This is a genomic window from Pontibacter locisalis (assembly GCF_042684605.1).
GTDB classification, from domain to species: domain Bacteria; phylum Bacteroidota; class Bacteroidia; order Cytophagales; family Hymenobacteraceae; genus Pontibacter; species Pontibacter locisalis.
On the sequence record NZ_JBHULU010000021.1, the window covers coordinates 135850 to 161793 of the forward strand.

15 protein-coding genes are annotated in these 25944 nt (G+C 46.1%); 5 read left to right on the forward strand and 10 right to left on the reverse strand.

Annotated elements, in window-relative coordinates; genetic code table 11:
- The first annotated feature begins 20 nt into the window (after positions 1–20).
- Positions 21–866, forward strand: coding sequence for a murein L,D-transpeptidase catalytic domain family protein (locus tag ACFSRY_RS14650; protein ID WP_377509168.1), 846 nt, complete (start codon positions 21–23; stop codon positions 864–866).
- Here ACFSRY_RS14650 and ACFSRY_RS14655 read toward each other — a convergent pair.
- The 5 genes from ACFSRY_RS14655 to treZ form a co-directional block, all read right to left on the reverse strand.
- Positions 844–1404, reverse strand: coding sequence for a thioredoxin family protein (locus ACFSRY_RS14655; protein ID WP_377509171.1), 561 nt, complete (start codon positions 1402–1404; stop codon positions 844–846). The genes ACFSRY_RS14650 and ACFSRY_RS14655 overlap by 23 nt on opposite strands.
- Before the next feature lie 120 nt (positions 1405–1524).
- The gene (malQ, locus tag ACFSRY_RS14660) at positions 1525–3042 is read right to left on the reverse strand and encodes a 4-alpha-glucanotransferase (protein ID WP_377509174.1); all 1518 of its coding nucleotides are present in this window, start codon (positions 3040–3042) and stop codon (positions 1525–1527) included.
- A complete protein-coding gene (treY, locus tag ACFSRY_RS14665; RefSeq protein ID WP_377509179.1) occupies positions 3039–5747 on the reverse strand; it encodes a malto-oligosyltrehalose synthase in 2709 nt (902 codons plus the stop codon). The genes malQ and treY overlap by 4 nt, the downstream gene beginning before the upstream one ends.
- Position 5748: 1 nt before the next feature.
- Positions 5749–8175, reverse strand: a complete 2427-nt coding sequence (locus tag ACFSRY_RS14670) for a DUF3536 domain-containing protein (protein ID WP_377509182.1) — start codon at positions 8173–8175, stop codon at positions 5749–5751.
- Between the two features lies 1 nt (position 8176).
- A complete protein-coding gene (gene treZ, locus ACFSRY_RS14675; RefSeq protein ID WP_377509185.1) occupies positions 8177–10021 on the reverse strand; it encodes a malto-oligosyltrehalose trehalohydrolase in 1845 nt (614 codons plus the stop codon).
- Positions 10022–10236: 215 nt separating this feature from the next.
- On the opposite strand from treZ, the gene ACFSRY_RS14680 reads away from it, so the two are divergent.
- Genes ACFSRY_RS14680 through glgB form a run of 3 tightly spaced genes read left to right on the forward strand, consistent with a single transcriptional unit; the run spans position 10237 to position 18031 of the window.
- The gene (locus ACFSRY_RS14680; RefSeq protein WP_377509189.1) at positions 10237–12258 is read left to right on the forward strand and encodes an alpha-1,4-glucan--maltose-1-phosphate maltosyltransferase; all 2022 of its coding nucleotides are present in this window, start codon (positions 10237–10239) and stop codon (positions 12256–12258) included.
- 24 nt (positions 12259–12282) lie between these two features.
- Entirely contained in the window at positions 12283–15624 is a 3342-nt protein-coding gene (gene treS, locus ACFSRY_RS14685) for a maltose alpha-D-glucosyltransferase (RefSeq protein ID WP_377509192.1), read from the forward strand.
- A complete protein-coding gene (glgB, locus tag ACFSRY_RS14690; protein ID WP_377509195.1) occupies positions 15617–18031 on the forward strand; it encodes a 1,4-alpha-glucan branching protein GlgB in 2415 nt (804 codons plus the stop codon). Before treS ends, glgB begins: the two co-directional genes overlap by 8 nt.
- A gap of 127 nt (positions 18032–18158) precedes the next feature.
- On the opposite strand, the gene ACFSRY_RS14695 is transcribed toward glgB, so the two are convergent.
- Together ACFSRY_RS14695 and ACFSRY_RS14700 are read right to left on the reverse strand one after the other, a co-directional pair.
- A complete protein-coding gene (locus ACFSRY_RS14695) occupies positions 18159–18758 on the reverse strand; it encodes a DUF2179 domain-containing protein (protein WP_377509198.1) in 600 nt (199 codons plus the stop codon).
- Positions 18759–18797: 39 nt separating this feature from the next.
- Positions 18798–19886: a mechanosensitive ion channel family protein gene (locus ACFSRY_RS14700; RefSeq protein ID WP_377509201.1), complete on the reverse strand. Its 1089-nt coding sequence runs from the start codon at positions 19884–19886 to the stop codon at positions 18798–18800.
- A 300-nt stretch (positions 19887–20186) separates the two neighbouring features.
- Between ACFSRY_RS14700 and ACFSRY_RS14705 the strand changes: the two genes are divergently transcribed.
- Complete coding sequence (locus tag ACFSRY_RS14705; RefSeq protein WP_377509204.1) at positions 20187–22406, forward strand: bifunctional alpha,alpha-trehalose-phosphate synthase (UDP-forming)/trehalose-phosphatase; 2220 nt, start codon at positions 20187–20189, stop codon at positions 22404–22406.
- Between the two features lie 68 nt (positions 22407–22474).
- Here the strand turns inward: ACFSRY_RS14705 and xseB are convergent, their stop codons facing one another.
- From xseB to ACFSRY_RS14720, 3 genes are all read right to left on the reverse strand, one after another.
- Complete coding sequence (gene xseB / locus ACFSRY_RS14710; protein ID WP_377509208.1) at positions 22475–22744, reverse strand: exodeoxyribonuclease VII small subunit; 270 nt, start codon at positions 22742–22744, stop codon at positions 22475–22477.
- Positions 22737–24296, reverse strand: a complete 1560-nt coding sequence (gene xseA, locus ACFSRY_RS14715) for an exodeoxyribonuclease VII large subunit (RefSeq protein ID WP_377509212.1) — start codon at positions 24294–24296, stop codon at positions 22737–22739. Before xseA ends, xseB begins: the two co-directional genes overlap by 8 nt.
- A 139-nt stretch (positions 24297–24435) precedes the next feature.
- Complete coding sequence (locus tag ACFSRY_RS14720; RefSeq protein ID WP_377509215.1) at positions 24436–25917, reverse strand: helix-turn-helix domain-containing protein; 1482 nt, start codon at positions 25915–25917, stop codon at positions 24436–24438.
- Positions 25918–25944: the final 27 nt, after the last annotated feature.

A 25944-nucleotide genomic window follows, 5' to 3' on the forward strand; every position in this document is an offset into this window, starting at 1 on the left:
TAAAATACAAATTCTATAAGATGAGAAAACCAAGATTCAGATACATAAGAAGAAGACTGGCCAAAGGAATGCTGCCCTTGTTTGCACCACTGGCACTCGCTCCTCTTACAACACCAATAGGTTCAGCTTCATCAAAACCAACTAATGATACCAAACGGACTAAGGCAAAGATAGCTGATCTGAAAGTTATGAAGTTTAACCAGGTAGCCTACAACCTGTACAGTAACATGGAACTTCAGAACACAGGTTTAAGATTCGAGGTTTTTGAGAAAGCGCTTACAGGATACTATAACATGAAACGAAATGGTAAGGTATCGGATAAGCCTGTCATAACTGTAATCGACTTCACGAAGTCATCGAATCAAAAGCGCCTTTGGGTAATAGACCTGGATAAAAAGGAACTGCTGTTCAATACATACGTTTCGCATGGGCGCAATTCAGGTGAGGAGTTTGCAGAACACTTCTCAAATACAAACGAGTCCTTTATGAGTAGCATTGGCTTCTATGTTACCGAAAATACATACTACGGCAAGCACGGTCTTTCACTGAAACTCAACGGGCTGGATGAAGGATATAATACAAACGCCATGGACCGTAGCATTGTGATGCATGGTGCTGAGTATGCCACAGAGGAATTTATAAAGCAGGCCGGAAGATTAGGGCGTAGTTTAGGTTGTCCTGCTGTACCCATAGAAGAGCATGAAGATATAATAAAAGCAGTGGTTGGCGGCACAGCTATTTATGCTCATGCAGCACATGATGCGTATACCTCACAATACCTGGACCATGTATCGGCTATGGCAGAACTTTTAAGTGAAAACCAGAAAGATGTTCCGCCGTCTGTTACTCCTGAGGCCGCCACTTAATACTGCAGCCCACACTTGGTTTCTGCAGTTCCTGAGCAGGCTTATCATCCAACAGCAGGTCCAGTGCTTGTTTCAGGTCATTACCTGTAACCGGTACCTGATTGTTTGGTCTGGAGTCGTCAAACTGGCCGTGGTAAGCAAGGCGCATATTCCGGTCATACACAAAAAACTCAGGAGTGCACTCAGCATGAAAAGTAAGCGCAATCTGCTGGGTCTGGTCGTATAAATAGGGGAAAGGAAAATCAAGCTTTTTTGCCAGTGCCTTCATCTCCTGCGGACCGTCCTGTGGATAGGCTATGGCATCGTTTGCACTGATAGCTACAAAATTTACTCCTTTCTGAGCATAAACCTTTGCCACATTCACCACCTCATGCAGGATATGCTTTACATAAGGGCAGTGGTTACAAATAAACATTATTACAGTTGCTTTTGGAGAGGCGACATCGTTTAGCGTAACCAGCCTGTCTGATAAAGTGTCCAACAGTGCAAAGTTAGGAGCCTTTGTGCCAAGTGTGAGGGGTGCGTTAGCGTGTGCCATAGTGATATTTAGGATTTGGAGAAGATGAAGCTAAAGCATCCTTGTGCTTTAGCTTCATCCAAAATAATACTTTCAGTTCACAATACAAATCCCCTCCTTCAGATTTTTATGTCATATTCCTTAGCTTTCGCAGCGGCCATAAAGTGCAGTGAGGTCGCGGAGGTACTTAACCTGCTGCTGTGAGAATTGCCCGGGCTTTAGGCGCCATTCCCAGTTACCGTTGCCAGTTGAAGGGGTGTTCATCACTGCCTCCGAACCCAATCGTAGCACATCCTGCACAGGAAGTACGGCCAGTTGAGCTACTGATCCCTGAACAAGATGCATCATGACATCTGCCACATTCAACTTATTTAAAGTATGATTGCTGTACTCACTCAACCGCTTCTTGTCTCCTGCGCTGGCCGTTTCCTCGTACCAGGCCCTGACAGTTTTGTTATCGTGGGTGCCGGTATACACAACATTATTCTTAGAATGATTGTGCGGTGCATAGGGATTAGTTGAAATATCTTCTCCAAAGGCAAAGAGGAGCACCAGCATTCCCGGCAGGTCAAATTTTTTCATCAAGTCCCGCACTGGCTGATCAATTTCACCCAGGTCTTCTGCTATGATCGGCATTGGCTGATGCTTCTCCTGGACAAGACGTAGAAGATCTGCGCCGGGAGTTTTGGCCCATTTCCCTTTTACAGCTGTTTCTTCTCCCGCAGGAACTTCCCAGAATGCTGAGAAGGCCCGAAAGTGGTCCAGCCGTAGCAGGCCAAAAAGGTCCAGGTTATGGTCAATACGCTCTACCCACCAGTCAAAGTTATTTTTTTTCAGCGTTTCCCAATTAAAAACAGGTGTACCCCAAAGCTGGCCGGTCTCGCTAAAATAGTCAGGAGGCACTCCCGAAACAGAAGTAGGATTTCCTTCTTTGTCAAGCTTAAAGTATTTAGGATGTGTCCAGACATCAGCGCTATCATGACTTACATAAAAAGGCATGTCACCAAACAGTACAATGTCCTTTCTTTCGCAGTAGGCTTTTAGCTTCTTCCACTGCCGGTAAAAAAGGTACTGTAAGTACTTTTCAAAAAGTACCCTGTCTTCCAGTTTCTGCTCCAGTTCCTGTACTGCCTCCTTGTGATGATCCTTTATTTCCTGGGGCCATTCCACCCAGCTTTTATGATCGAAATGTTGCTTAAAGGCGGCAAACCTTGCATAGTCGTCCAGCCAGCGGTGATGCTTCTTCTGAAACTTAGTAAAATCCTTCCAGATAGTATCGGGAAGTTCAGATTTAAAATGCTTAAAAGACCTCCAAAGGACCTTAACTTTAGATTCTGCTACTTTTGGAAATTCTACCTTCTCCTCATTGAACTCCTCATCTATATGCAGGTCCTTTTCCAGTAGCAGTCCATCCTGATGTAAATGTTCAGGACTTATAAGTAAAGGGTTTCCTGCAAATGCAGAGTGGCTGCTATAAGGGGAGTTACCCATGCCTATTTCTGTAGGATTAAGGGGCAGCAACTGCCAATACCGTTGTCCGGCCTCTACCAACTGGTCTACAAAACGATAGGCTTCGGGACCTAAGTCACCAATTCCAAATCTGGACGGAAGAGATGTTATGTGGAGCAGTAAACCACTGCTGCGCTTTGATATGATCATGCTTCTGATGCTGTTAAAAATACGACTGGAAAAGTTCTGAATAGCTCCGCCAGCGGGAGGTGCTCATCTGCTTGTACTCCTTCTTTACCAAAAACCGAGTACCAATGTTTTGGTGCATCATCGGGTAACTTAATAGCAGTATCCTGCCACACCTCCTGGCCTAGCGGTAGCTGGTTTTCTGAAACCAGACCTGTTAAAAGAAGTGGTACTACCACTAACGCCCATTGCCCCTGGTGATGGCGGGCAAAGGCAAGAGCGTGGGTTTTATGCTTGCCTAGCAGCTCCAACGGGATGTAATCACCCCGGTTAAACAGTGTCTGCATATTCCGCCGCGTGTTGAGAGCCTTGTAGAGGAGGTACAGTTTTACCTGCCCGGTATCTGGTTGCTCCAGCAACTCCCTGTGCATTTGGTACAGATTCTGGTTTTCCTGCTGTCTTATCCGAAGCAGGTAATGTTGGCGCAGGCGGTAATCTACAGGGCGGCGGTTATCCGGGTCTACCAGGCTTAGATCCCATAGTTCAGTGCCTTGGTATACATCCGGTACGCCAGGGCAGGTAACTTTCAGGAGTGTTTGGCACAGTGCATAGATCCAGCCATAGTGGGAGATCTTCTGAAAGAATGGCTTAAATGATTTTGTAAACTCCTGATCTTGCTGCAAAAGCTTTTCTGCAAGCTCTTGTACCGCATTTTCATACGTTTCATTTGGATTGCTCCAGTCTGTATTTACTTTCGCCTCGCGGAGTGCTTTTTGCAGATATTCCTGCACACGCTTAACCAACTCATTGCTTGCTTCACCATTTAGCGGCAAAACTCCCAATATGGTTTGGAAGATAAAGTACAGGTCATTGTCTGTTGGCTCTGAAGTATACTTTCTGCTGATTTTTATCCATTGCCTTACATGCTCTTCCCACTCCTCCGGCAGTTCACTTAGCACATTTAGCCTTATGCGTGCGCCCTCGCCGCGTTTTGTGTCGTGAGTGGCCGTAGCGTTGAGAGAGTACGGGTAAACACGCTGGCGGTAGAGCATGCGTTCGTGAAATTCCTCTGTCTCCAGGTGAAAAATATCTGGACTGTTACCTACTTCATTTAAGGAGATGAGGCGGTTATAGTTGTAGAAAGTAGTGTCCTCCACACCTTTGGCGGCCAACGGACCCGTAAACTGCTGACTTCGCATTACAAAATACAGTTTGTGATGAATGACCTCCTCATCATCTTCCGGCTTTACCGTGAAAAGAGAATGAAGGTGATCCAGTCGATCCTTCAACTCAGGTGCCTGCTTATGCGCCTCAGCAAAAGCTTCATCCACAACATGCATGTCGTAATCAGACAAGGGTAGTCTGTTGCCATAAATACAATATACCGGGAAAGAAGCCAGTAATATAGCCAATGCCTTTTGCCATTCCTCTTTCGGTTCTAATGGAATGAGGTGCCGCGACTGAAGTATACGGAGCAGGTTATGAAGTTCTCCCTGCATATGGTTGGTCAGAATGAACATTTTTTTATTAAACACCAACTGCTCGTAATTCACCGGGGCATCCGGCACCAGCCGCCGGTATATATCTGTCAGCTTGCGTCGTCCGGATCCGGAGGTATAGAGGTTACTTACCCACGCCAGGAAATCATAACCACTGTTGCCCTGTATTGGCCAGCGTTCGGGTAGTTTTTCTTCCCCCTCCAGTATTTTTTCTACAATTAAATACTTCTCATTGCCGACCAGTTGTCTCAGTCTTTTCAGGTATGTTCCCGGATCAAAAAGACCATCAACATGGTCTACGCGAAGACCCTGAAAGACCTCCTGATCACAAAGTTGTTTTATGAATTGATGGTACTGCTCAAACACCTCCGGGTGCTCCATGCGGAGACAGATCAGATCGTTAACCGTAAAAAAGCGACGGTAGTTTATCTGCTTTTCTGTTTCCTGCCAATGTGCCAGCCTGAAATGCTGTTCTTCCAGAAGTTTTTTGAAACGTTGCTTGTTACTGTTTATCCCATCAATTTCCTGCTGAAGCTTCTCATTAAGCAGCTTATTTTGAAACAGCTTTTTCTTAAAGTTCCCCCAACCGGCAGGGGTAATGTTTTCCTCTGTCTCGAATTGCTGTAGTTCAGCTATATACTGCTGTACCAGCGGAGTTATCTCTGGGTCACCTGAATCCTGAAGTACCTGTTGTAAGAGAGGTTTATAGCTGGCAACATTAATTGGATAAGCGTTATCAAAATAATTTACCGTTATTCCGTTTTCCGCAAAACTCAGTTTTAGTTGGTCCTGTTCAAGTACCTTTTCTAGGGCTTCTCCTAAAAAGGGCACCATCACCTGTCCTGCAAAATCCGGATGACGAAAATCAATATCAAAGAAGGTATAGAAGTAAGATTGGGAGCCTTTCTCCAGCACATCCATCAGCCACGTGTTGCTTGGGTGAAAAGCCATGTGATTCGGAACAATGTCCTGTAGCCATCCCATCCCTCTGCTTTTAAGATCTGTTGCTATTTGCTTAAGCTCCTGCTGTGTTCCCACTTCTGGATTTATATCATAGGGGGCGGTAACATCGTAGCCGTGCTCGCTACCAGGGCGGGCGCAGAAAACAGGCGAAGCATACACCGTGCTAATCCCCATTTCCTGCAGGTAGGGGATCAGGTGTAGCAACTGCTGCAGTCTATAGCCGGAATGAAATTGCAACCTGTAAGTAGCTGAAGGTATATATGTCATATTATACTTTTAAATTGAGGTTGTTGTAGAGTGTTTCAAACTTGTCGCACCACTCGGCCGCTGCTTTGTCTCCCATGTTACTTCTTTCCTTATAGTCTTCGTAGCCATCCTGTTGTATCCTGAAAGCAATATTCTGGGCCTGCCAGTAATCAAGATCCAAATCGGAGTTATCTAACACCATTAAAAGCTCTATCATTCGGTCCATGAAATCAATACTGTGTAACTGCTCCTGTACCTGCTTCATCATGATCTCTACCCTACTGGTCACCGCAAATTCAAGCGCATTGTAGTTTAGTTTTACATCCATCCGTTTTGCCTCTTCCATCAAACGGCTTACTTCTTTGGGGTTTGGATCCTCTGCATTAAGTTCGCGTAGAAGCTTTGTATTCACAATAATGTCAACCGTAGTTTTCAGAGGAAGGGGTAGCTTCATGCCAATCGACTTCATGGCTAGCATGAGTGGATAATTGTTGTCATACAGTTGCTGAAAGTCGTTTTCAACACCTTCCAGTGTCTGTTCTACTACCTGGTCAAGTATCTTTTTCTGGTCATCCCGGAATAAGTGCCAGAAGGAGTAATTATGAGCCTCAAAATGCTTGTCCAGTAGCATAATCACTTCACTTACATTTCCACGTTCAAAGGCAGTTGTAAGCTCGTGCCGGAGGTTATCATAACTTTCAATGTTCATGAATTCTCTCACTCCTCCGAAAAGCTGGTGATCACCTAAGTGTAACACACTGTAAGTAACCATAATCTCTTCCCAAGTAATGTTAGACTTGATTTTAGCCCTGCCCATTGCCAGCTTTTGTTTTCCTGCTTCCAGCATCTCATGCTTCTCTGAGGTAGCTGTAAAACTATAAAGGTCAAGCTCATCAGTATGCTCCCCAAAGAGAGAAGACACTGCATAATGTGCCCCCACCCGAAGCAAGTCGATCATCGTGTCCTTAACAATTTTATTATAGGCGTAGGCTGCATTTCCCTGATCCTTTAAGTTGCTTTTTGCCTGCTCCAGCTGTTTTACGAACTCACCTTCATAGTCTAAACCTGTAAGATCACGTGCCAACTGTATTGCACGGGCGGCATAATAAATGTCCTGGATCGTTTCAATTCCTGTTACTTCGTCAAAGAACCACCCGCAGCTTGTAAAGAGTAGCAGCGTGTGGTACTGCATCTCCATCAGTTTCAGAAACCTGACTTTCTCATCAGGGGTAAGTTTCCGCGAAGTATGCCTGCTGATAAAGCTTTCGACATTCTGCTCTGAACGGTCCATAATTACTTCGATGTAATTATTCCGAACAGCCCAAGGGTCCTGTACTCCAAGCTTTTTTATTTCCTGCTCATAAATCGGGGCCAGATGGTCACGAATCTGATCGAAAGAGTTCCTGATGGGCTTGCGCCACTCCTGGTTCCAGGAGGAATGACCTCCTGTGCTGCAGCCACAGTTACTTCTCCAGCGCTCTATGCCATGTACGCAACTCCAGGAGGTGTTTTCTATGATCTCAGCCTCATAAACTGGAGGATGCTTTTCCAGGTACTCACCATAAATGGTTAGCTGAGCGAGCTCTTCTTCTTCGATATGGTAAAGAGCGTACGAGAGTGCCATTTCACCAAAGCGATGGTGGTGGCCATACGTTTCACCATCTGTGGCAATGTGCATGAGTTGTGGCTCCTTGCTCTTTTCATCGAAGGCGCTGACCAGCCGGTGCGCCAAGGTTTCACCACTGTTCAACAAGCGCTCAAATGCTATACCCTGCGAAACAGGGGCATCATAAAAGAAGAGAGCAATTTCTCTCCCAGACGGAAGCTTGCACAGATAAGGGCGGCGGGGATTAATTTTACCTCCTTCAGCATCTTTCCATTCTTTCTCACCTTTTTTTCGGTAGCGCTTTGCCTGATATGGAGACAGGATTGTGAATTTAATGCCATGTTCTGCAAGAACTTCTAAAGTAGGAGTGTCTGCTGCCGTTTCTCCAAGCCACATGCCCTCGGGGTCGCGACCAAAACGTTTTTTAAAGTCATAAATACCCCAGATCACCTGTGTGTGCTTATCCTGCTCGTTGGCTAGAGGCATGATGATGTGGTTGTACACCTGAGCAAGAGCAGCCCCATGACCTGAGAAGCGGCTTATACTTTCCTTATCGGCATCAAGTATAGCCTGGTAAGTGTCGGGGGCCTTTCTCTGCATCCACTCCAGCAAAGTAGGTCCAAAGTTGAAACTAATGTTGCTGTAGTTGTTCATGATGTCCACGATGTTGCCCTGCCCATTTAGGATGCGGGAGGCGGAGTTACGTGCATAGCATTCATCCGTGATCCGTTCGTTCCAGTCGTGGTAAGGAGCGGCTGACTCCTGTAGTTCAACCTCATTAAGCCACGGGTTTTCCCGGGGAGGTTGGTAAAAATGTCCGTGTATGCAGATATAGCGGTTCATGTCAGTCGGCTTGTTTTAATACGAGCATGGATGCTGCCGGAAGTCTTATATCCTCCTTCGTCTTTATCTCCTGTGGCAGATCTGATCCCAGGCCTCCCCAGTCAGTTGCAGCTGAATGAAGAACCACCTGCCAATTCTTTACTTCCGTAGCTAAACTGATGTTAACTGTTGCAGGTTGTTTATTTATGTTAAACAGGCAGTAAAGGTGAGGTTGCTTAGTTGCATGGAGTAAATGCAGCACCTTTTCCTGTTCCTCCATACTGGCTTCTATCAGGTTCTTGTCTGGTGTGGCCAGTGCGGGGGAGGACTTCCGCAGCTGTATAAGGCGCTTATAAAACTCTCTTAGCTTTAGCTGTTGTTCATCGGAAGTATAGCTTCGTTTTAGTTTCGATTTTTGAAAGGTCTCCTCACTTTGCGGATCGGGTGCTTCTCCCTGCCAGGCAAAGGAAGAGAATTCTTCCCGGCGACCTTTCCGTACTGCCTCAATCAGATCTTTGTCGCTGTGGCTGACAAAGTACAGAAATGGGTTTTGTTCACCATACTCCTCACCCATAAACAGCATGGGCAGGTAAGGCGAAAAAATTACTAGTCCGGCCAGTACCTTTAGCATCTCAAAATCCACGAGCTGAGAGAGGCGCTCTCCAAGCATGCGGTTACCTACCTGATCGTGATTCTGGGAACAAACAACGAACTGTTTTGCCAGGTTATGCTCTGTAGAGTTGCCAAAGGTTCGGTTACGATGCTCAGAGTAAAGGCCGTCGTATACAAAGGCCCGCTTCATAACTTTTACTAGTTGCTCAGCTGTGCCAAAGCCAACGTAATAGCCGCTTTGCTCTCCGGTTACCATTGCATGCAGTACATGATGAAAATCATCACTCCACTGTGCTTCCAAACCATATCCGCCATCATCAACAGGGTTGATAAGGCGAACATCATTGAGATCACTTTCTGCTATGAGAATAAAGGGACGTCCTTCCTGTTCCTCCAATTGCTTTACATGTTCCTGCAGTTCTTGCAGAAAGTGCTTGGCACTCATATCAAATATGGCGTGCACAGCATCCAGGCGAAGCGCATCTATGTGATAGTCGCGGAACCACATCAGGGCATTCTGAAAAAAGAAATTACGGACAGCATCCGCATGGTTGTCATCAAAGTTTAAAGCATCGCCCCAAGGTGTATTGTACTTATGAGTGAAGTAAGGCCCAAAGTCACGCAGGTAGTTTCCTTCCGGCCCCAGGTGGTTGTACACCACATCGAGCACCACGGCAATCCCTTGCTGATGACAGCTGTCGATTAGTTTCTTTAGCTCTTCCGGGCCGCCGTAAGAGTTCTGTACAGCAAAAGGATATACACCATCATACCCCCAATTCCTTTCTCCCGGAAACTGTGCCACCGGCATTATCTCAATGGCCGTAACCCCCAGGTTCTTTAATTCTGCCAGCTTTTCTGTTACCCCTGCAAAAGTGCCCTCTTCTGTGAAGGCACCCACGTGCAGTTCATATATAATGTACTGCTCCAGCGGCAGCCCTCTCCATTTCTTGTCTGTCCAGTTAAAGCTGGTATGATCTACCACGGCAGATGCATTGTGCACTCCTTCTGGCTGTGACTGTGATGCCGGATCTGGCCGCTCTTTTTCACCATCTAATAAAAAGGTGTAGCGGGTATCCTGTTTGGCACTTTCTGCCAAGGCTGTCCAGTAGCCAAACGCCTCCCGCTGCAGTTCTATACTTTCTGGTTTAGGATGGTGCAGCTTTACCTCGACCTTTCTGGCTTCGGGTGCCCAAACAGTAAAAACAGTTCCATTTTCAGGATTATACTGTGCTCCTATCTCTCTCAGTATCGACATATAATCAAGTGTTTTGCGTAGCTCGTATAAACTGGCTTACAGGGTAATTGGTTGTAGATTTTTAGCGAAAGAAGGCATTAGGGAAGCATATAGAGAAGAGTCCGTTGGCTACTGAAGCAGGTCCGGTCACGTAACTTATTGGTAGTTCCGGAATATTGTCCGAAACATATTTTTTTGAGTACAGTACCTACATTAATTAAAGCAGAAAACATTACATGGAAGGAATCGAAGGAACCAAACGAGTTGTCATAGAGAACGTAAAGCCACAGATCAATTGCGGAAAATATCCAGCTAAGCGCGTAGTGGGTGAAAACATAACCATTACAGCCGATGTATTCAGTGATGGTCACGACGAAGTGAAAGCTGCAGTGCTGTACCGGCACGAGCGTAAGAAGAAATGGGAGGAAGTGCCCATGCAGTTTTTGGGCAACGATCGGTGGCAGGCCTCCTTTACTCCTGAAACCATGGGTAGGTATGAGTACACGGTACAAGGGTGGGTGGATCACTTCTATACATGGCAAAAGGGGCTGAAGAAAAAATACGAAGCCAACCAGGATATAACTGTTGAACTACAGATAGGAGCACAGCAACTGGAAAACGCTGCAGCCACTGCCAAGCCGGGACAGCAAAAGCGACTCATGAAATGGGCAGGAGATCTATACAATGTTACCTCTGTGTCCGATGCGGTAGCACTGGCCACAGGCCCGGATGTAAGTGACCTGATGCACGCCTGCTGTGAACGCCAGAATATATCTACCTATGATAAAGTGCTCCCACTTGATGTGGAGCGACAGAAAGCGCTCTTCAGTACGTGGTATGAATTCTTCCCCAGATCAGCAGCACAGGAGGCCGGCCGGCACGGTACCTTCAAAGACTGCGAACGCCTGCTGCCGCGCATCGCTGAAATGGGTTTCGACACCATCTACCTGCCGCCTATCCATCCAATAGGACATGCTTTCAGAAAAGGTAAAAACAACTCTGTTACTTCAGAGCCTGGTGAGCCTGGCTCACCTTGGGCTATAGGCAGTGAGCTGGGAGGGCATGATGCCATTTTGCCGGAACTTGGTACCCTGGAAGACTTCAGGGAGTTTGTGCACCAGGCGCGGGAATACGGCATCGAAGTAGCTCTTGATTTTGCTATCCAGTGTTCCCCGGACCACCCCTATGTAAAGGAGCATCCACAATGGTTTAAGTGGCGCCCGGACGGAACAGTGCAGTACGCAGAAAATCCTCCGAAAAAATACCAGGACGTACTACCGGTTAATTTTGAAACAGAAGACTGGAAGAACCTATGGAAGGAGCTGAGAAGGGTACTACTGCATTGGGTAGATCAAGGTGTTTTCATTTTCAGAGTTGATAATCCGCATACCAAGGCCTTTGCATTCTGGGAATGGGTAATTGCAGAAGTTCATAAAGTAAATCCACAGGTCATCTTCTTATCAGAGGCTTTTACTCGTCCGCGGGTAATGGAGCGGTTAGCCAAGATCGGATTTACCCAGACCTACACTTACTATACCTGGCGTAACACTGCCGAAGAGCTAAGGCAGTACATGGAAGAACTCTCTCAAACGGAGCTTCGTGAGTTCTACCGGCCTAATTTCTGGCCGAACACGCCGGATATTAACCCTGTGGCCCTGCAGGAGGGAGGCGAGCCGGCACACATAACGCGTGTGGTAATGGCTGCAACTATGTCTTCTAACTATGGCCTTTACGGTCCGGTGTATGAGTTTGGAATTGCCACCCCTGTGCCTGGTAAAGAGGAATACCTCGACTCAGAGAAGTATGAAATAAAGCACTGGGACTGGGGCAAGCTTACCAAAATACGGGAGGTAATTACGCTCATCAACAAAATACGTAAAGTTAATCCAGCCCTTCAAACTACCTGGAATATCGCCTTCGGAGATTCTGATAACCCATCGTTGCTTTGCTATGCCAAGTGGAGCGATGATTTCAGAAACAAGATGCTGATGGTAATCAACCTGGACCCGCACAACACACAGGCAGGGTGGGTAAAAGTACCGCTTTGGAAACTCAAGATGACTACTGGCGAAAACTATATGGTACATGACCTGCTAACGGAGCGTAAGTATACCTGGCACGACGAGTGGAATTACGTAGAGCTGCGTCCGCATGAGATGCCAGTACACGTTTTCCGTATCGAAACAGCTAATCCCGGCATGGGACACGATAATTTAGACGATAACTGGCTACCAACAGACCACCATACCAACGAATAATAAAGAACCCTTTTGACCACAACTATGGCAGACGCAAAATTCGAGTTTGACGACAATATCCACTGGTACAAAGATGCCATCATTTATGAGTTACATATAAAAGCTTTCAAAGATGGAAACGGCGACGGCATCGGCGACTTTAAAGGTTTGATGCAAAAGCTGGATTACCTGGAAGATTTAGGTGTAACAGCCATCTGGCTGCTGCCCTTTTACCCATCGCCGTTGCGCGACGACGGCTACGACATTGCCGATTACCTCAGCATTAACCCCAACTATGGTAACATGCAGGACTTTAAAGTTTTTGTGCGGGAGGCGCATAAGCGTGGGCTGAAGGTAATTACGGAGCTGGTTATAAACCACACTTCCGATCAGCACCCCTGGTTCCAGCGGGCACGGCAAGCGAAGCCTGGTACAAAGTACAGAGACTGGTATGTGTGGACAGATGACCCGACGAAATACAAAGATGTAAGAATCATTTTTACAGATACGGAGCAGAGCAACTGGACATGGGATCCTGTTGCAAAGCAGTATTACTGGCACCGCTTCTTCTCACACCAGCCTGACTTGAACTACGACAACCCAGCCGTGCAGAAGGAAGTGTTCAAGGTGTTGGACTATTGGTTTGACTTAGGGGTGGATGGTTTCCGTTTGGATGCCGTGCCTTACCTTTTCGAACGCGAAGGCACCAACGGTGAAAACCTGCCGGAAACGCACGATTTCCTGAAGAAGCTGCGGGCTCATGTAGATGAAAAATATACTGGTAAATTACTGTTAGCTGAAGCCAACATGTGGCCGGAGGACTCTGCTGCCTACTTTGGTAACGGTGATGAGTGCCACATGAACTACCACTTCCCAATCATGCCGCGGTTGTTTATGTCCTTAAAGATGGAGGACCGGTATCCGATCATCGACATCTTTAATCAAACCCCTGCTATACCTGAAAGCTGCCAGTGGGCTATGTTCCTGCGCAACCATGATGAGTTAACGCTGGAGATGGTAACGGACGAGGAACGGGATTATATGTACAAAGTGTACACCACTGACCCGCAGGCACGCATCAACCTCGGTATCCGGCACAGGCTGGCTCCACTGCTGGGCAACGACCGGGATAAAATCGAATTGATGAACATCCTGCTCTTCTCTATGCGTGGCACACCCGTGGTATACTATGGCGATGAAATCGGTATGGGTGATAATTATTATCTCGGTGACCGCGATGGTGTTCGTACGCCTATGCAATGGAATGACAACCGGAATGCCGGCTTCTCAGATGCTAATCCGCAGAAGCTTTACTTACCGATCATCATAGACCCGGAGTACAAGTATGAATCAGTAAATGTGGATACACAAAACCACAACAGCAACTCGTTGCTTTGGTGGATGCGCCGCACCATTAACATGCGCAAGCGCTACAAAGCCTTTGGCCGTGGAAGTATAAAGTTTCTGTCTCCGTCTAACTCTAAAGTACTGGCTTTTGTACGGGAGTATGAAGATGAAACCATACTTGTGATTGCAAACCTTTCACGTTTCCCGGAAGCCGTAGAGCTTGATCTGCATGACTACAAAGGACATGTACCTGTGGAAGTATTCAGTAAGAATAAGTTTCCGGGTGTTAAAGATGAACCATACCTCTTTACGATTGGCGGACATGGGTATTACTGGATGGAGCTGAAGCCACAAGAAGCTTCTCAAAGTGCAGAAGAGCAGCGTATGCGGCCAGCAGTAAAGATGAGTTCCCTGAAGCAGGAGTTGGATGCCAAAACCCTGAGAGAGCTGGAGAATAATGTATTGCCGGCATACATCTGGCAGCGCCGGTGGTTCGGTGGTAAGGCGCGCACTATGCAGCGCATGCAAGTGGTCAACAACATACCGGTGCCGCTTAGCAAACAAGGGGCTGCATCCTGGCTTTTTGTTGAGGTGAGCTACAACGAAGGATTGCCTGAATTGTACCAGTTACCTGTTGCATTCGCCACTGGTGAGGAGGAAGAAGAGCTGCGAAGTTCTTTTCCGAATAGTGTTGTTGCACGGGTAGCAATGGATGGAAAGGAAGGTGTTCTTTATGATGCACTTTACAACGAGGAGTTCCGTGGTTTACTGTTGCAAATGATGGCTAAGCGCAAGAAGATCAAAGGAGAGGGTGATGCAGAATTAGCAGGGTACAGCAATAGGAACGTGAACACAGAGATACGGAATGCGGAAGGCCCATTAACCTCTAAAATATTAAGTGCGGAACAGAGCAACACGTCCATTGTCTATGATAATACATTCTTCCTGAAAGTTTACCGTAAGTTAGACAGGGCAGTGAATCCTGATGTGGAGGTAGTGCAGATGTTGACTGAGGGGGTTGGTTTCGACCATGTACCACGCTTCCTGGGTGCTATAGAGCAGCAGGTGAATGGAAAGCAGCCTATGGTGCTGGTCATGCTGCAGGAACTGGTGCCGAACCAGGGAGATGCATGGAGCTATATAGGAGACTCGTTGAAACGAATGTATGAGCGGATTCTTGCACATAATGAACGAGCGAAAATCAAGCCTCCCGTAGGATCTCTTTCCAGACCTCTGGCCTTCAATGAAGTGCCCGATGATGTGCAGATGCAGTTAGGTGGCGCTCATGTTGAGCGGGTAGACCTTTTGGGCAGGCGAACAGCAGAAATGCACCTTGCACTGGGTTCCATCAACGATCACAAGGACTTTGTTCCGGAGGAGTTTTCGCTGCATTACCAGCGCTCGCTCTTTTCGTCGCTCACATCGCTTGTGCGCAGCAACTTCGACAGCCTAAGCAAACACCTGCCAAACCTGCCGGACAGTATCCGGGCAGAAGCGGAGGAAGTTCTAAACATGCGTGAGGAAGTTCTGGAAAGGCTAAAATTGATCTTTTCACGCAAGATTGATACGCTAAAGATTAGAACACATGGTGATTATCATTTAGGGCAGGTACTCTTCACGGGTAAGGACTTTTACATAATTGATTTTGAGGGTGAACCAGCCCGATCTTTCAGCGAGCGTCGCCTGAAAAGGTCTGCCTTACGAGATGTGGCAGGAATGATCCGTTCCTTCCACTACGCAGCTTACAGTGCTTATTTTCAGCAGGAGGGCCTGCGGAAAGAAGACGCTGATTATCTCGAAGCCTGGGCAGAACAGTGGTATCACTACGCCAGCAACTTCTTCATGCATACCTACCTGGGCAAAACAATGGGTACAGGAGTGGTGCCACCTAAAGAAGAAGACTTTGAGATCCTGATCCAGACATTCCTGCTGGAGAAGGCAATCTACGAGCTGGGATATGAATTAAATAACCGTCCGGATTGGGTGCTCATCCCGATCAGAGGCATTAAATACATCATGAGGAAGTATAAGAATGGCTAAGAAAAAAGAAAGCACGACAACCGAGACTACAGATAAGAAAGCAGGTAAGGCTAAAGCTTCAACAGCTGGTAAGGCCTCTAAAGCAGAACCAAAAGCTGCTAAAGAGGCTAAGGCAGAAGCAGCGGAAAGTCCTGTGGCGAAGCGTGGTCGAAAGAAAGCCACAGATACACCTGCTGCTGAAATGGGAGCACCAACAACAGATCCTGCTGCTAAGTCACCGGCCCGAAAAACAAAGGGGAAAAGTGAAACGGAAGGCTCTTCTGCTAAGGAAAGCGTTAAACCAAAGAGCACTGGAAAAGTAAAAGGCGCTGCTACCAAGGCTAAAGCTTCAACAGGGAAAGTCAAAGCTGCCTCTAAGGGAGAGGAAGATGTGACGGTTTCTATTGCTCACAATGATAGTGTGCAGGAGATGATCACGTTGAAGCACCATGGTACAGACCGGAAAACCAAAGTGGTTAATGTGGAAGAAGAGCAGGAGCCTGTCTACCACTCTGATATGGCTGTACAGTATGGTAACCGGATTACTGAGTTTGATATTTATTTGTTTAAAGCGGGCAAGCATTACAATCTGTTTGAGAAGTTAGGTTCACACCCTATGGAGCAGAATGGCATGTCCGGAACATACTTTGGCGTATGGGCTCCTAACGCTGATCAGGTGTCGGTAATGGGTGAGTTCAACGACTGGAGTCGAGATAGTCACCAACTGCATTTGCGGCAGGATGAATCCGGGATCTGGGAAGGTTTTATTCCGGATGTACAGGTGGGAACGATGTACAAATACCACATCAAATCCAAGTATCACCTGTACCATGTAGAGAAAAGCGATCCTTTTGCTTTTTGCCGTGAGGTACCGCCACAAACAGCTTCTGTTGTAAGTGATATTCATTATAAGTGGAACGACCAGGACTGGATTGATTACCGTAAGAGTAAGCTAGGGCAGCCACAGCCGTTTAGCGTATATGAGCTACATGTTGGCTCCTGGCGCCGAAAGCTGGAGGATAACAACCGGCCTCTAACTTACCGGGAACTGGCTGAAGAGCTACCTGCTTATGTAAAGGATTTGGGTTATACCCATGTGGAATTCATGCCTGTCATGTTTCACCCGTTCAATGGCTCATGGGGCTACCAGATCACAGGTTATTTCGCTCCTGTCAGTACCTATGGTTCTCCGCAGGACCTGATGCACCTGATTGATGTGTTACACCAGAATGGAATCGGTGTGATCATGGACTGGGTTCCTTCTCACTTTCCGTCTGATGAACATGGCTTAGCTTATTTTGATGGCACTCACCTGTTTGAGCATGCTGATCCAAGGAAAGGTTTCCACCCGGACTGGAACAGCTACATCTTTAACTATGGACGTAATGAGGTTCGCTCTTTCCTGATCAGCAACGCCCTGTTCTGGTTAGACAGATACCATATTGATGGGTTGCGTGTAGATGCCGTGGCCTCTATGCTGTACCTGGACTACAGCCGAAAAGAAGGGGAGTGGATACCAAACGAACATGGAGGGCGAGAAAACCTGGAGGCAATCTCCTTTCTAAAAGAGTTTAACCAGGCGGTGCATGATAATTTCCCGGAGGTACAGACCATTGCGGAGGAGTCTACGGCATGGCCTATGGTAACGGGTCCGGTTGAGGACGGCGGTTTGGGCTTTAACATGAAGTGGATGATGGGTTGGATGCACGACACTCTGGATTACTTCTCCAAGGACCCTGTTTACCGTCGCCATCACCAGGGTGAAATTACGTTCAGTATCATTTATGCTTTTTCTGAAAAGTTTATGCTGCCACTTTCACATGATGAGGTGGTACACGGAAAAGGTGCCTTGTTACGAAAAATGCCAGGAGATGAGTGGCAGCAGTTTGCCAATCTTCGCGCATTGTATGCTTATATGTATGCACACCCGGGAGCTAAACTGATGTTCATGGGTGGTGAGTTTGGGCAAAGCAGTGAGTGGAACCACGACAGCAGCTTAGACTGGCATTTGCTACAGTTTGGCTATCATCAAGGGGTACAACAGGAGCTGAGGGAGTTAAATGCTATTCTCAAAGAAGAACCTGCTATGTATACCCATAGCTTTGATTATAAAGGCTTTGAATGGTTGGACTACAACGATGCCCATAACAGTATCATCAGTTTCCTACGTAAGAGCGATCATCCACAGGACGAGATCCTGGTGGTTTGCAACTTTACCCCTGTGGTGCACGAGCATTACAGGCTGGGGGTGCCGTATGATGGAGAATGGGTTCAGATCTTCAACTCAGACGACAGCCGCTTCGGAGGCAGTAATGTTCAGAATGAGGAACCTCTTCGTGCTGTACAAGAACCTTTTCATGGCCGGGAGTACTCTCTTAACCTAAAGGTGCCGCCTCTTGCAGTAGTCTTCTTTAAGCGAAAAGGCTAAAGGCGTAAAAACCTTTAAAAAGAGGCGAAGCATTTAATTATGCTTCGCCTCTTTTTATGTCTGTACAAAACAGATTGTAGTCCGGCAGTGCCAGCTTAGGTATGAATTATAGGATCATCAACTTCTTCTATTTCCCTTTTCTAAGTGGGATCAGCTTACGAAAATCCAAGCGTCGTGAAGTTTCATCTTGTGGCATGTGGTGCTCTGAAACAGAGCGTACATCTTCTATAGAATAGAAAGCCTGAGGATTATAGTCGCGGATAATGTCAATTACCTTCTCCAGTTTTTTGCGCTTTACAATCAGAAACAGCAGGTTAACTTTTCCCCTGGTGCCGCGTGCATCGATACAGGTAAGGCGGTAACCATGGCCTTTAAGACGCTCAATTAATTTGTCAGCGGGCTCTACTGTGATTACCCTTACCACCATCTGTCCTAATGCCAGCTTTTGCTCTACCCGCAAGCCTAAAAAATTGCCCGTGGCAAAACCAAAAGCCCAGGCGAGGTAAGAGGCAACATTGCTTAGGTTCTCCATTACTTGGGTAATGGCTACCAGCCAGATAAGCACCTCCAGGAAACCAAGAACAGGTGCAATGATTTTATCTCCTTTCGAGATGAAAATTATCCGGAGTGTGCCTAAGGTTACATCACAAATGCGAGCGAAGAATATCAAAAAAGGAATGATGACCCATTCTACTATGCCTGGATCAATACCCTCGAAATAATTCATAATGAAGGGGTAAGTGGAAAACGACGTTAAAACATTAAGTTAAGAATGTTTCAGGAAACCAGCTGCTTTGTCGCCTGTAAACTCTGCTCTTTCTTTGGGAAGTGCATGCGGATAGGTTTTTTGTATAAAATACACCAGCTTCTCTCTTACAAGGCATTTAAGATCCCAGGCAGTACCTGAACTGTGGGCGCTCATTAGAGCCCGAAGCTCCAGCGTTTTTTCATTTGAATTTGTTACCTGTAGTACGGAAACCTGTTTATCCCAAAGATCAGTACCAGCTAAAATTCTATTAAATTCCTCACGCAGCGCATCTACAGGTACAGTATAATCTGTATATAAATACACTGTGGCTAAAATGTCTGAGCCTGTGCGTGTCCAGTTCTGGAAAGGCTTCTCGATAAAATAATTGAGGGGGAGTATCAGTCGTCGGTTGTCCCAAAGCTTCAGAACCACATAGGTTAGGGTGATCTCTTCCACTCTTCCAAATTCACCTTCAACAACAAGTACATCATCCAGCCGGATTGGTTGAGTAAAGGCAAGCTGTATGCCTGCCAATAAGTTTGCCAATGACCGTTGAGCGGCTACACCAATAACAATACCGGCCACCCCGGCAGAGGTTAGCAAACCTGTACCAAGCTTTCGTACCGCATCAAAGCTGAGCAGGATCAAAGACAGCGCAACAAAAACAATTAGTATAATAGTGATCTTTCTTACAAACTGGAGCTGTGTGTACAACTTCCGCTCCCTGTAATTATCAGCCTTGCCTATCTGGTATTTGCTTCGCACAACGTCGCGCCCAACATTGGTTAGTTTAACTAGAATCCATGCAAAGGCAATAATGTCTAGTACTTCTAGGGTCCGCTTTAGTACATAGATAGTTTCGTTTGAGTATGGAAGGGTAGGGATTGCAATAGAGATAAAGAGCAGCGGTATAAAAAATGCAAAAGGTTGGTTAAGGTGCTCAGTGAGAGAACGAACTAGTAAGGGATCCTCTCGCCTGTTATAAAACTTCATAAGTCTGAATAAGACAAGTTTTACCAGCAATCCTGCAATGGCTGCTGCAACCAGTATAAGAATGCCAATTGCAAAATCATCAAGTTTATTAATATATACTGTAATTTTATCCATGAGAAAATTTGTCAAATCAACAGGCAACCATGTCCGTTATCTGAGTTGCAGGTTCCTGCAAAAGGATTACTCAGGAATATGGCAGGAGGTTATATGAAAGGTTAACCTATGTTAACTGCAATGGGTAAAAACATTATAGTAAAATAGCTATATACATTAAACGTGTTCTTATTTCTTTCGTAAGAGAAAGAAGATTATTGTATCTAATTCAATTACAGATAAACTGAATTGCAGACTACTTTTAGATGGTAAAAGACACCCGATTTACCGTTTACTACTGCCTCTGAAAAAACTATATAAATGGCGAAACTGATCATAGTATCAAACCGATTACCAGTAAAACTCCAGGAAAAGGAGGGTGAACTTATTTTTAAAACAAGTGAGGGCGGTTTAGCCACAGGCTTAGGGTCCATTTATAAAGAAGGAGATAATATCTGGATAGGCTGGCCTGGCCAGGTAGTAGAAGAGCCGGAAAAGCAGAAAAAGGTAACGGAAGATCTTAAAAAAGAAAATATGCTCCCTGTTTTTTTGACAGAAACAGAGATCAAGGAGTATTACGAAGGCTTTAGCAATGAAACGCTTTGGCCAACCTTTCACTATTTCAGTCAATATGCTGTTTATGAGCAGCAGCTTTGGGAAACTTATGTGCAGGCAAACCAAAAGTTTTGTGACGCCGTGGCCGAACAGGCAGGGCCAGACGATACCATCTGGGTGCATGATTACCAGTTGCTCCTGCTTCCTTCTATGCTGAGGGAAAAGCTTCCTGATTGTACGATTGGTTTCTTTCAGCATATTCCATTCCCTTCGTATGAGGTTTTCCGCTTATTGCCGTGGCGTAAAGAGCTGTTGGAGGGTATGCTGGGATCAGATCTTGTTGGCTTTCACACTTATGATGATATGCGCCACTTCCTGAGCTCTGTAAACAGGATCGTGGGGCATGGCAGTATGCATGGCTGGATAAATTTAAGCTCCCGTTCGTTGCTTGTGGATTCTTTCCCAATGGGTATCGATTATGAAAAATACGCAGGTATAGCAAAAACAGAGGAGGTTGGCAGGCGTGCTAATATCTACCGTAACAACCTGCATGCAGAAAAAGTAATGATCGCTGTCGATCGTTTGGATTACTCAAAAGGTATACCTCAGCGCCTGGATGCTTTTGAGAAGTTCCTTGCTAAATATCCTGAATTCCAGGGAAAAGTAACGCTGGTGATGCTGGTGGTGCCGAGTCGTGATGAGGTTGAAAAATATAAGGAACTGAAGGAGGAAATTGATGAAAAAGTGGGGCGTATCAATGGTAAGTTCAGCGACATCAATTGGAATCCAATCCAGTATTTCTACCGCTCCTATCCGTTAGAGACTTTGTCTGCCCTTTATCGTATGGCCGATGTTGCTTTGGTAACTCCCATGCGTGATGGTATGAATCTGGTTTGTAAGGAGTACGTGGCTAGCAGGCACGATCAATCGGGTGTGCTGATCCTAAGTGAGATGGCAGGTGCCTCTAAAGAGCTTTCTGATGCTATCCTCATCAACCCGAATGATATCAATCAAATGGTGGAAGCCCTGCATGAGGCGCTAACGATGCCTGAAGAAATTCAAAAAGTGCATATGAGCAGCATGCAGGAAACGATAAAACGCTATAATATTCACCATTGGGTAAGTATGTTTATGGACAGGCTGTCTTACGTGAAGATCAAGCAGCTTTCTATGGCTACCAGTTACCTGGACCAGGCAACATTCCAGGAGCTAATGCATTCTTATGAGTCAGCGAGCTCCCGTTTGTTCTTCCTGGAGTATGACGGTGCACTGGCTGATTACACCAACAAGCCGCTAATGGCAAGGCCAAGTGAAGACCTGATCGAGCTGCTACAGCGCCTGAGTAGCAATCCGAAGAACAAAGTTGTAGTAGTAAGCAGTCGTGAGAAAGATAATATGGAGGACTGGCTGGGCGACCTCAATATTGATATCATTGCCGAGCATGGTGTCTGGATAAAGCAGAAGAATACCGGATGGCAGACAGTATTAAGCCTGATGGATGACTGGAAAAACGATATCCGACTGATCCTGGAGTTGTATGTTGACCGTACACCTGGCTCATTTATAGAAGAGAAGGATTACTCTTTGGTTTGGCACTATCGTAAAGTTGAAACAGGCCTAGGCGATCTACGGGCACGAGAGTTGGTAAATCATCTGAACTTCCTGGCTTCAAATAGTAACTTACAGGTGTTAGACGGTCAGATGGCTGTGGAAGTAAAGGCACAGGAGATAAATAAAGGAAAGGCTACCAGCTATTGGCTAAGTAAGTATCCGCACAAGTTTGTGCTGGCTATTGGCGATGACTGGGGCGATGAAGATATCTTTAAGGCTATGCCGCGCAATGCCTATACAGTAAAGATTGGTAATGGCCATTCTGTTGCAAAGTATCATCTGGATACTTGCCAGGAAGCCAGGTGGATGCTCTCGAAATTAACGCAGCATTCAAGTTCTGAACAGGCTTCCGGTGGAGCGTTGATGACAGGATAAAAAGTACAGTATAAACAACAAAGCCGCCCTGGATTCAGGGCGGCTTTGTTGTTTATGTATAGCAAGGGCTAAAATAGAGTATTACCTCCCTGGCTCTTTTTGCTGTCGGAGGATTTTTGCTTAACTGGTTCTTCGCAGTTCTCCTCGTTGAAAACCTGGTCTATAGCTTTCTCCGCTTTGCGAAGCTTTTCTTTGCAAAGCTTTATAAGCTGGGAAGAACGCTGTACCTTTTGTGTTAGTTCGTCCACATCAACGGCATCATTTTCTATGGCCCTTAAAATTTCCTCCAACTCCTGGGTAGCTTCCCTGTAAGTCATTTCGTTCAGTTCCTTATTCATCTTTGTCAATGTTTACAATCATACTATGGAGCGTACCATCTTTCATCCTCGTTTCCACCACGTCTCCACTCTTCACTTCTTTTGTACTTTTCACAATTCTGCCGTTTAGCAAAGTTAAGGTATAGCCACGTAAAAGCATCTTTTCCGGGTTATTTGCTTCTATGCTCATCTCCAGCAGCTTCAGGCGATGTACTTCCTGCTGCATCTTCTTTTGGATGCCATATTCCAGCTTATCACTTCTTTTGGCGAAGCTGATCTGGCTGCGCTGTAGCTTTTCTTTTGCCTCTGTTTCCAGGCAATGCACCAGGTGGTTCAGTTCATGCTCCTTCATGTGCATGTAACGCTGACTTTTCCCTTCTACACAAACCGAAAGCTCCTGCAGGTATTTTTCACGCTGATGCAACAGATCTTTGACTTCAGAATTTATTTCCTTCTCATAGTCGCTTACCACATGCCGCTGAGCCTCCATAAAGGACTTAGGCTTGAGCAAAAGTCCACGGGAGAGTTGTTCTAATTTCTCTTTGTTAGCCTGCAGTAACTGCCTGGAGTTGTTGTTATAGCGCAAACTTATTCGCTCGAGCCTGTCAGATGTTGCTTTTAACTGTTGTGCAGAAAACATCCGGATACTGTCATACAATCCCTCTGCTAACTCTTCCGCTTCACGAAACCTATCAATAAGATAACCTGCAACCGCAGTAGGAGTTTTGAGGCGTGTGTGGGCAACAAGGTCCGCTATACTCTCATCGCGTTCGTGACCTATGCCGGTTAAAACTGGCAGGGGAGAGTGGCCAATAGCAGCGGCTATTTTATAGTCGTCGAAACAGCTGAGGTCTGTTTGAGAACCGCCGCCCCTAATCAGAATGATAATGTCGAAGTTTTCTTTTTCTTCAATTACCCGGGCCATGGCCGCAGCCACTGAGGCAGGAGAATCATTCCCCTGCACTACAGCCGGGAAAAGCGTTGTATAGAAAACATAACCGTAGCTGTTGTTCAGCAGCTGATGTATAAAATCCTGGTAGCCTGCTGCAGTAGCTGAAGAAATGACTGCCAGCCTTTGTGGCACCAATGGCAATTCCAGTTCTTTGTTCGCAGTAAGCAGGCCTTCTGCCTCCAGCCGTTTCAATGTTTCCTGCCGCTGCCTCGCTAAATCACCGATAGTATAATTAGGATCGATATTGGAGATGTCGAGGCTAAGGCCGTAGAGTTCATGAAAGCGAACGGAAGCCTGTAACAATACTTTTAGTCCCGCTTTTAAAGGTTGTCCCGTTTTCTCTTCAAAGTAGCGGCCGAGCATCTGGTAGCGTGTACCCCAAATAGTAGCCCGTGCCTGTGCCAGCATTTGTCGTGCATCGTCGCCTTTATCCACCAAAGTCAGGTAACAGTGGCCTTTGCGCTTATCAACATTGACCTGGGCCACTTCTGCCACCACCCAATAGCTTTCCGGGAAAGCTACCTCCAGCTCCTCCCGGATCTGTTGGTGCAGTTCGAATAGCGAGAGCGGAGCATACTGCTCCTCATACACGATGGTTTGACGAAAAAATATCTGGGACATGGCAACTTCTGGTCTTCTCCTTCAATGCCGGCTATATCCGGCTCCTACAAAACGAAGATAGGATTTTTTCGATTATCAGGCTAAAGGGCGGCAGTTATTTTCTACAGTAGACAAGGAAGGTATCAAATCACAGGTGTGCCTATTTATTCTCTTTTAGAAGCTTAGTTAGTGTTTCACTTACCTGCTCCTGCCAAAGCTGTTTCTCTAATATAATTGGGGCCGCAGCCCGTTCCATGCAGTTCAGTGCAGGGCAACGTTCGCAGGTCTCATTAACCTCACGGGTAAGTATGGCCGCATCGTTTAAAAAAATAACTTTATTTCTGAGATTTTCATTAATCAGCAAGCCAATGCTTATAGTACCGTGGCGATTTTCTGTGGGCTGCGCCAGGGCCAGTACCAAATACTCGTTGTCAGAGTTGATATAAGAAGATTTTTGGATGCCGACTAAGGTGTTCCGGGCATTTGTTTCCTTTTCCACTTCATTAAAAATGGTAAGGGAAATCCAGCGACGGCAGTAATGTTCATTCAGAAAAGAGGCGTGCGGGTTATGCAGGCCAGCTAAATGCAGCTCTTTTGTAAGATAAAAGCTTTCTGTTTCCGGAGTATGATGAAAACGGAGAAAAAACAGCTGCTTTATCCCAAAAAACTTCGGGAGCAGCGATGTAAAGCGGTGCAGTAGTGTTTCCGGGGAAGTACGGTACTTCTCCATCAGCTTCAACAGCAGGTCAGGTCTCCATGCAGGCTGTGAAAATAAAACCTGTATATCCTCTACGAGCCTGTCCTGGTTTAGCAGCAAAGCACCTGCAAAGTATGAAGCTTTAAAGTTGTTAAGAACCTCCTCAAAAGAACCTACTTTAACCCATGTGGAAGTGTAAGGCCTTTCCTGCAGGTTCAGATACTGAAAACCTAGTTCACGGGCTAAGGCAAACGTTTTCTGCTGCACCGTCAAAGCAGGATTTAGGAGCAGTTGTGGTCTGGCACCAGGAACAAATACTGAACGGAGACTGGCAAGTTCAGTATGGTTGACAAAGTTCTCTGTTTGAATTGTTATGTTAAATTGGTCCAGGAGTATGATGGCGAGTTCATCAAAAGTAGGGGTGATCTCCTCGTTCAGTTGAAATTGCTCCAGGAAACGTTCTGCCTCTAATTCAATTTCATCGAAGTAATTGTCATGAAGCTCCTGGTATGATCTAAGGGCTGAGAAATAAAACTGCTCTACACGCAGGTCAAAGGCTCTGGAAATCTCCAGCAGAGTGTTTATAAAAGCACTCAATTTAGCAGGGGCAGTTGCAAACAGGTCCAGAACACGGTTGATGTCTAGGCCAAAGTGCTCGAGGGGTAACTCCGAAAGTATGTTAGACTGTAGTAACTCCCCCACAGGTTGGAGGCGCTTGTTCAGTTTTAGCGATACAAGATAATCATAGGATACACCCAGCGCATCGGCTATAATAGCAGTCTTACTTGGCTTGGGGTGTTTTTTTCCTTTCTCAATCTCATTCAGGTAAGATACCGAGATACCAGTTACAGCGGCAAGATCAGTCAGAGAAATACCTTTATCACTGCGTAACTGCTTTACTTTCAGTCCAAAGATTATCCTGATTACGTCTTCCTGCAGTTTCATAAGAGCCTCAAAAGGTTAAATATAATC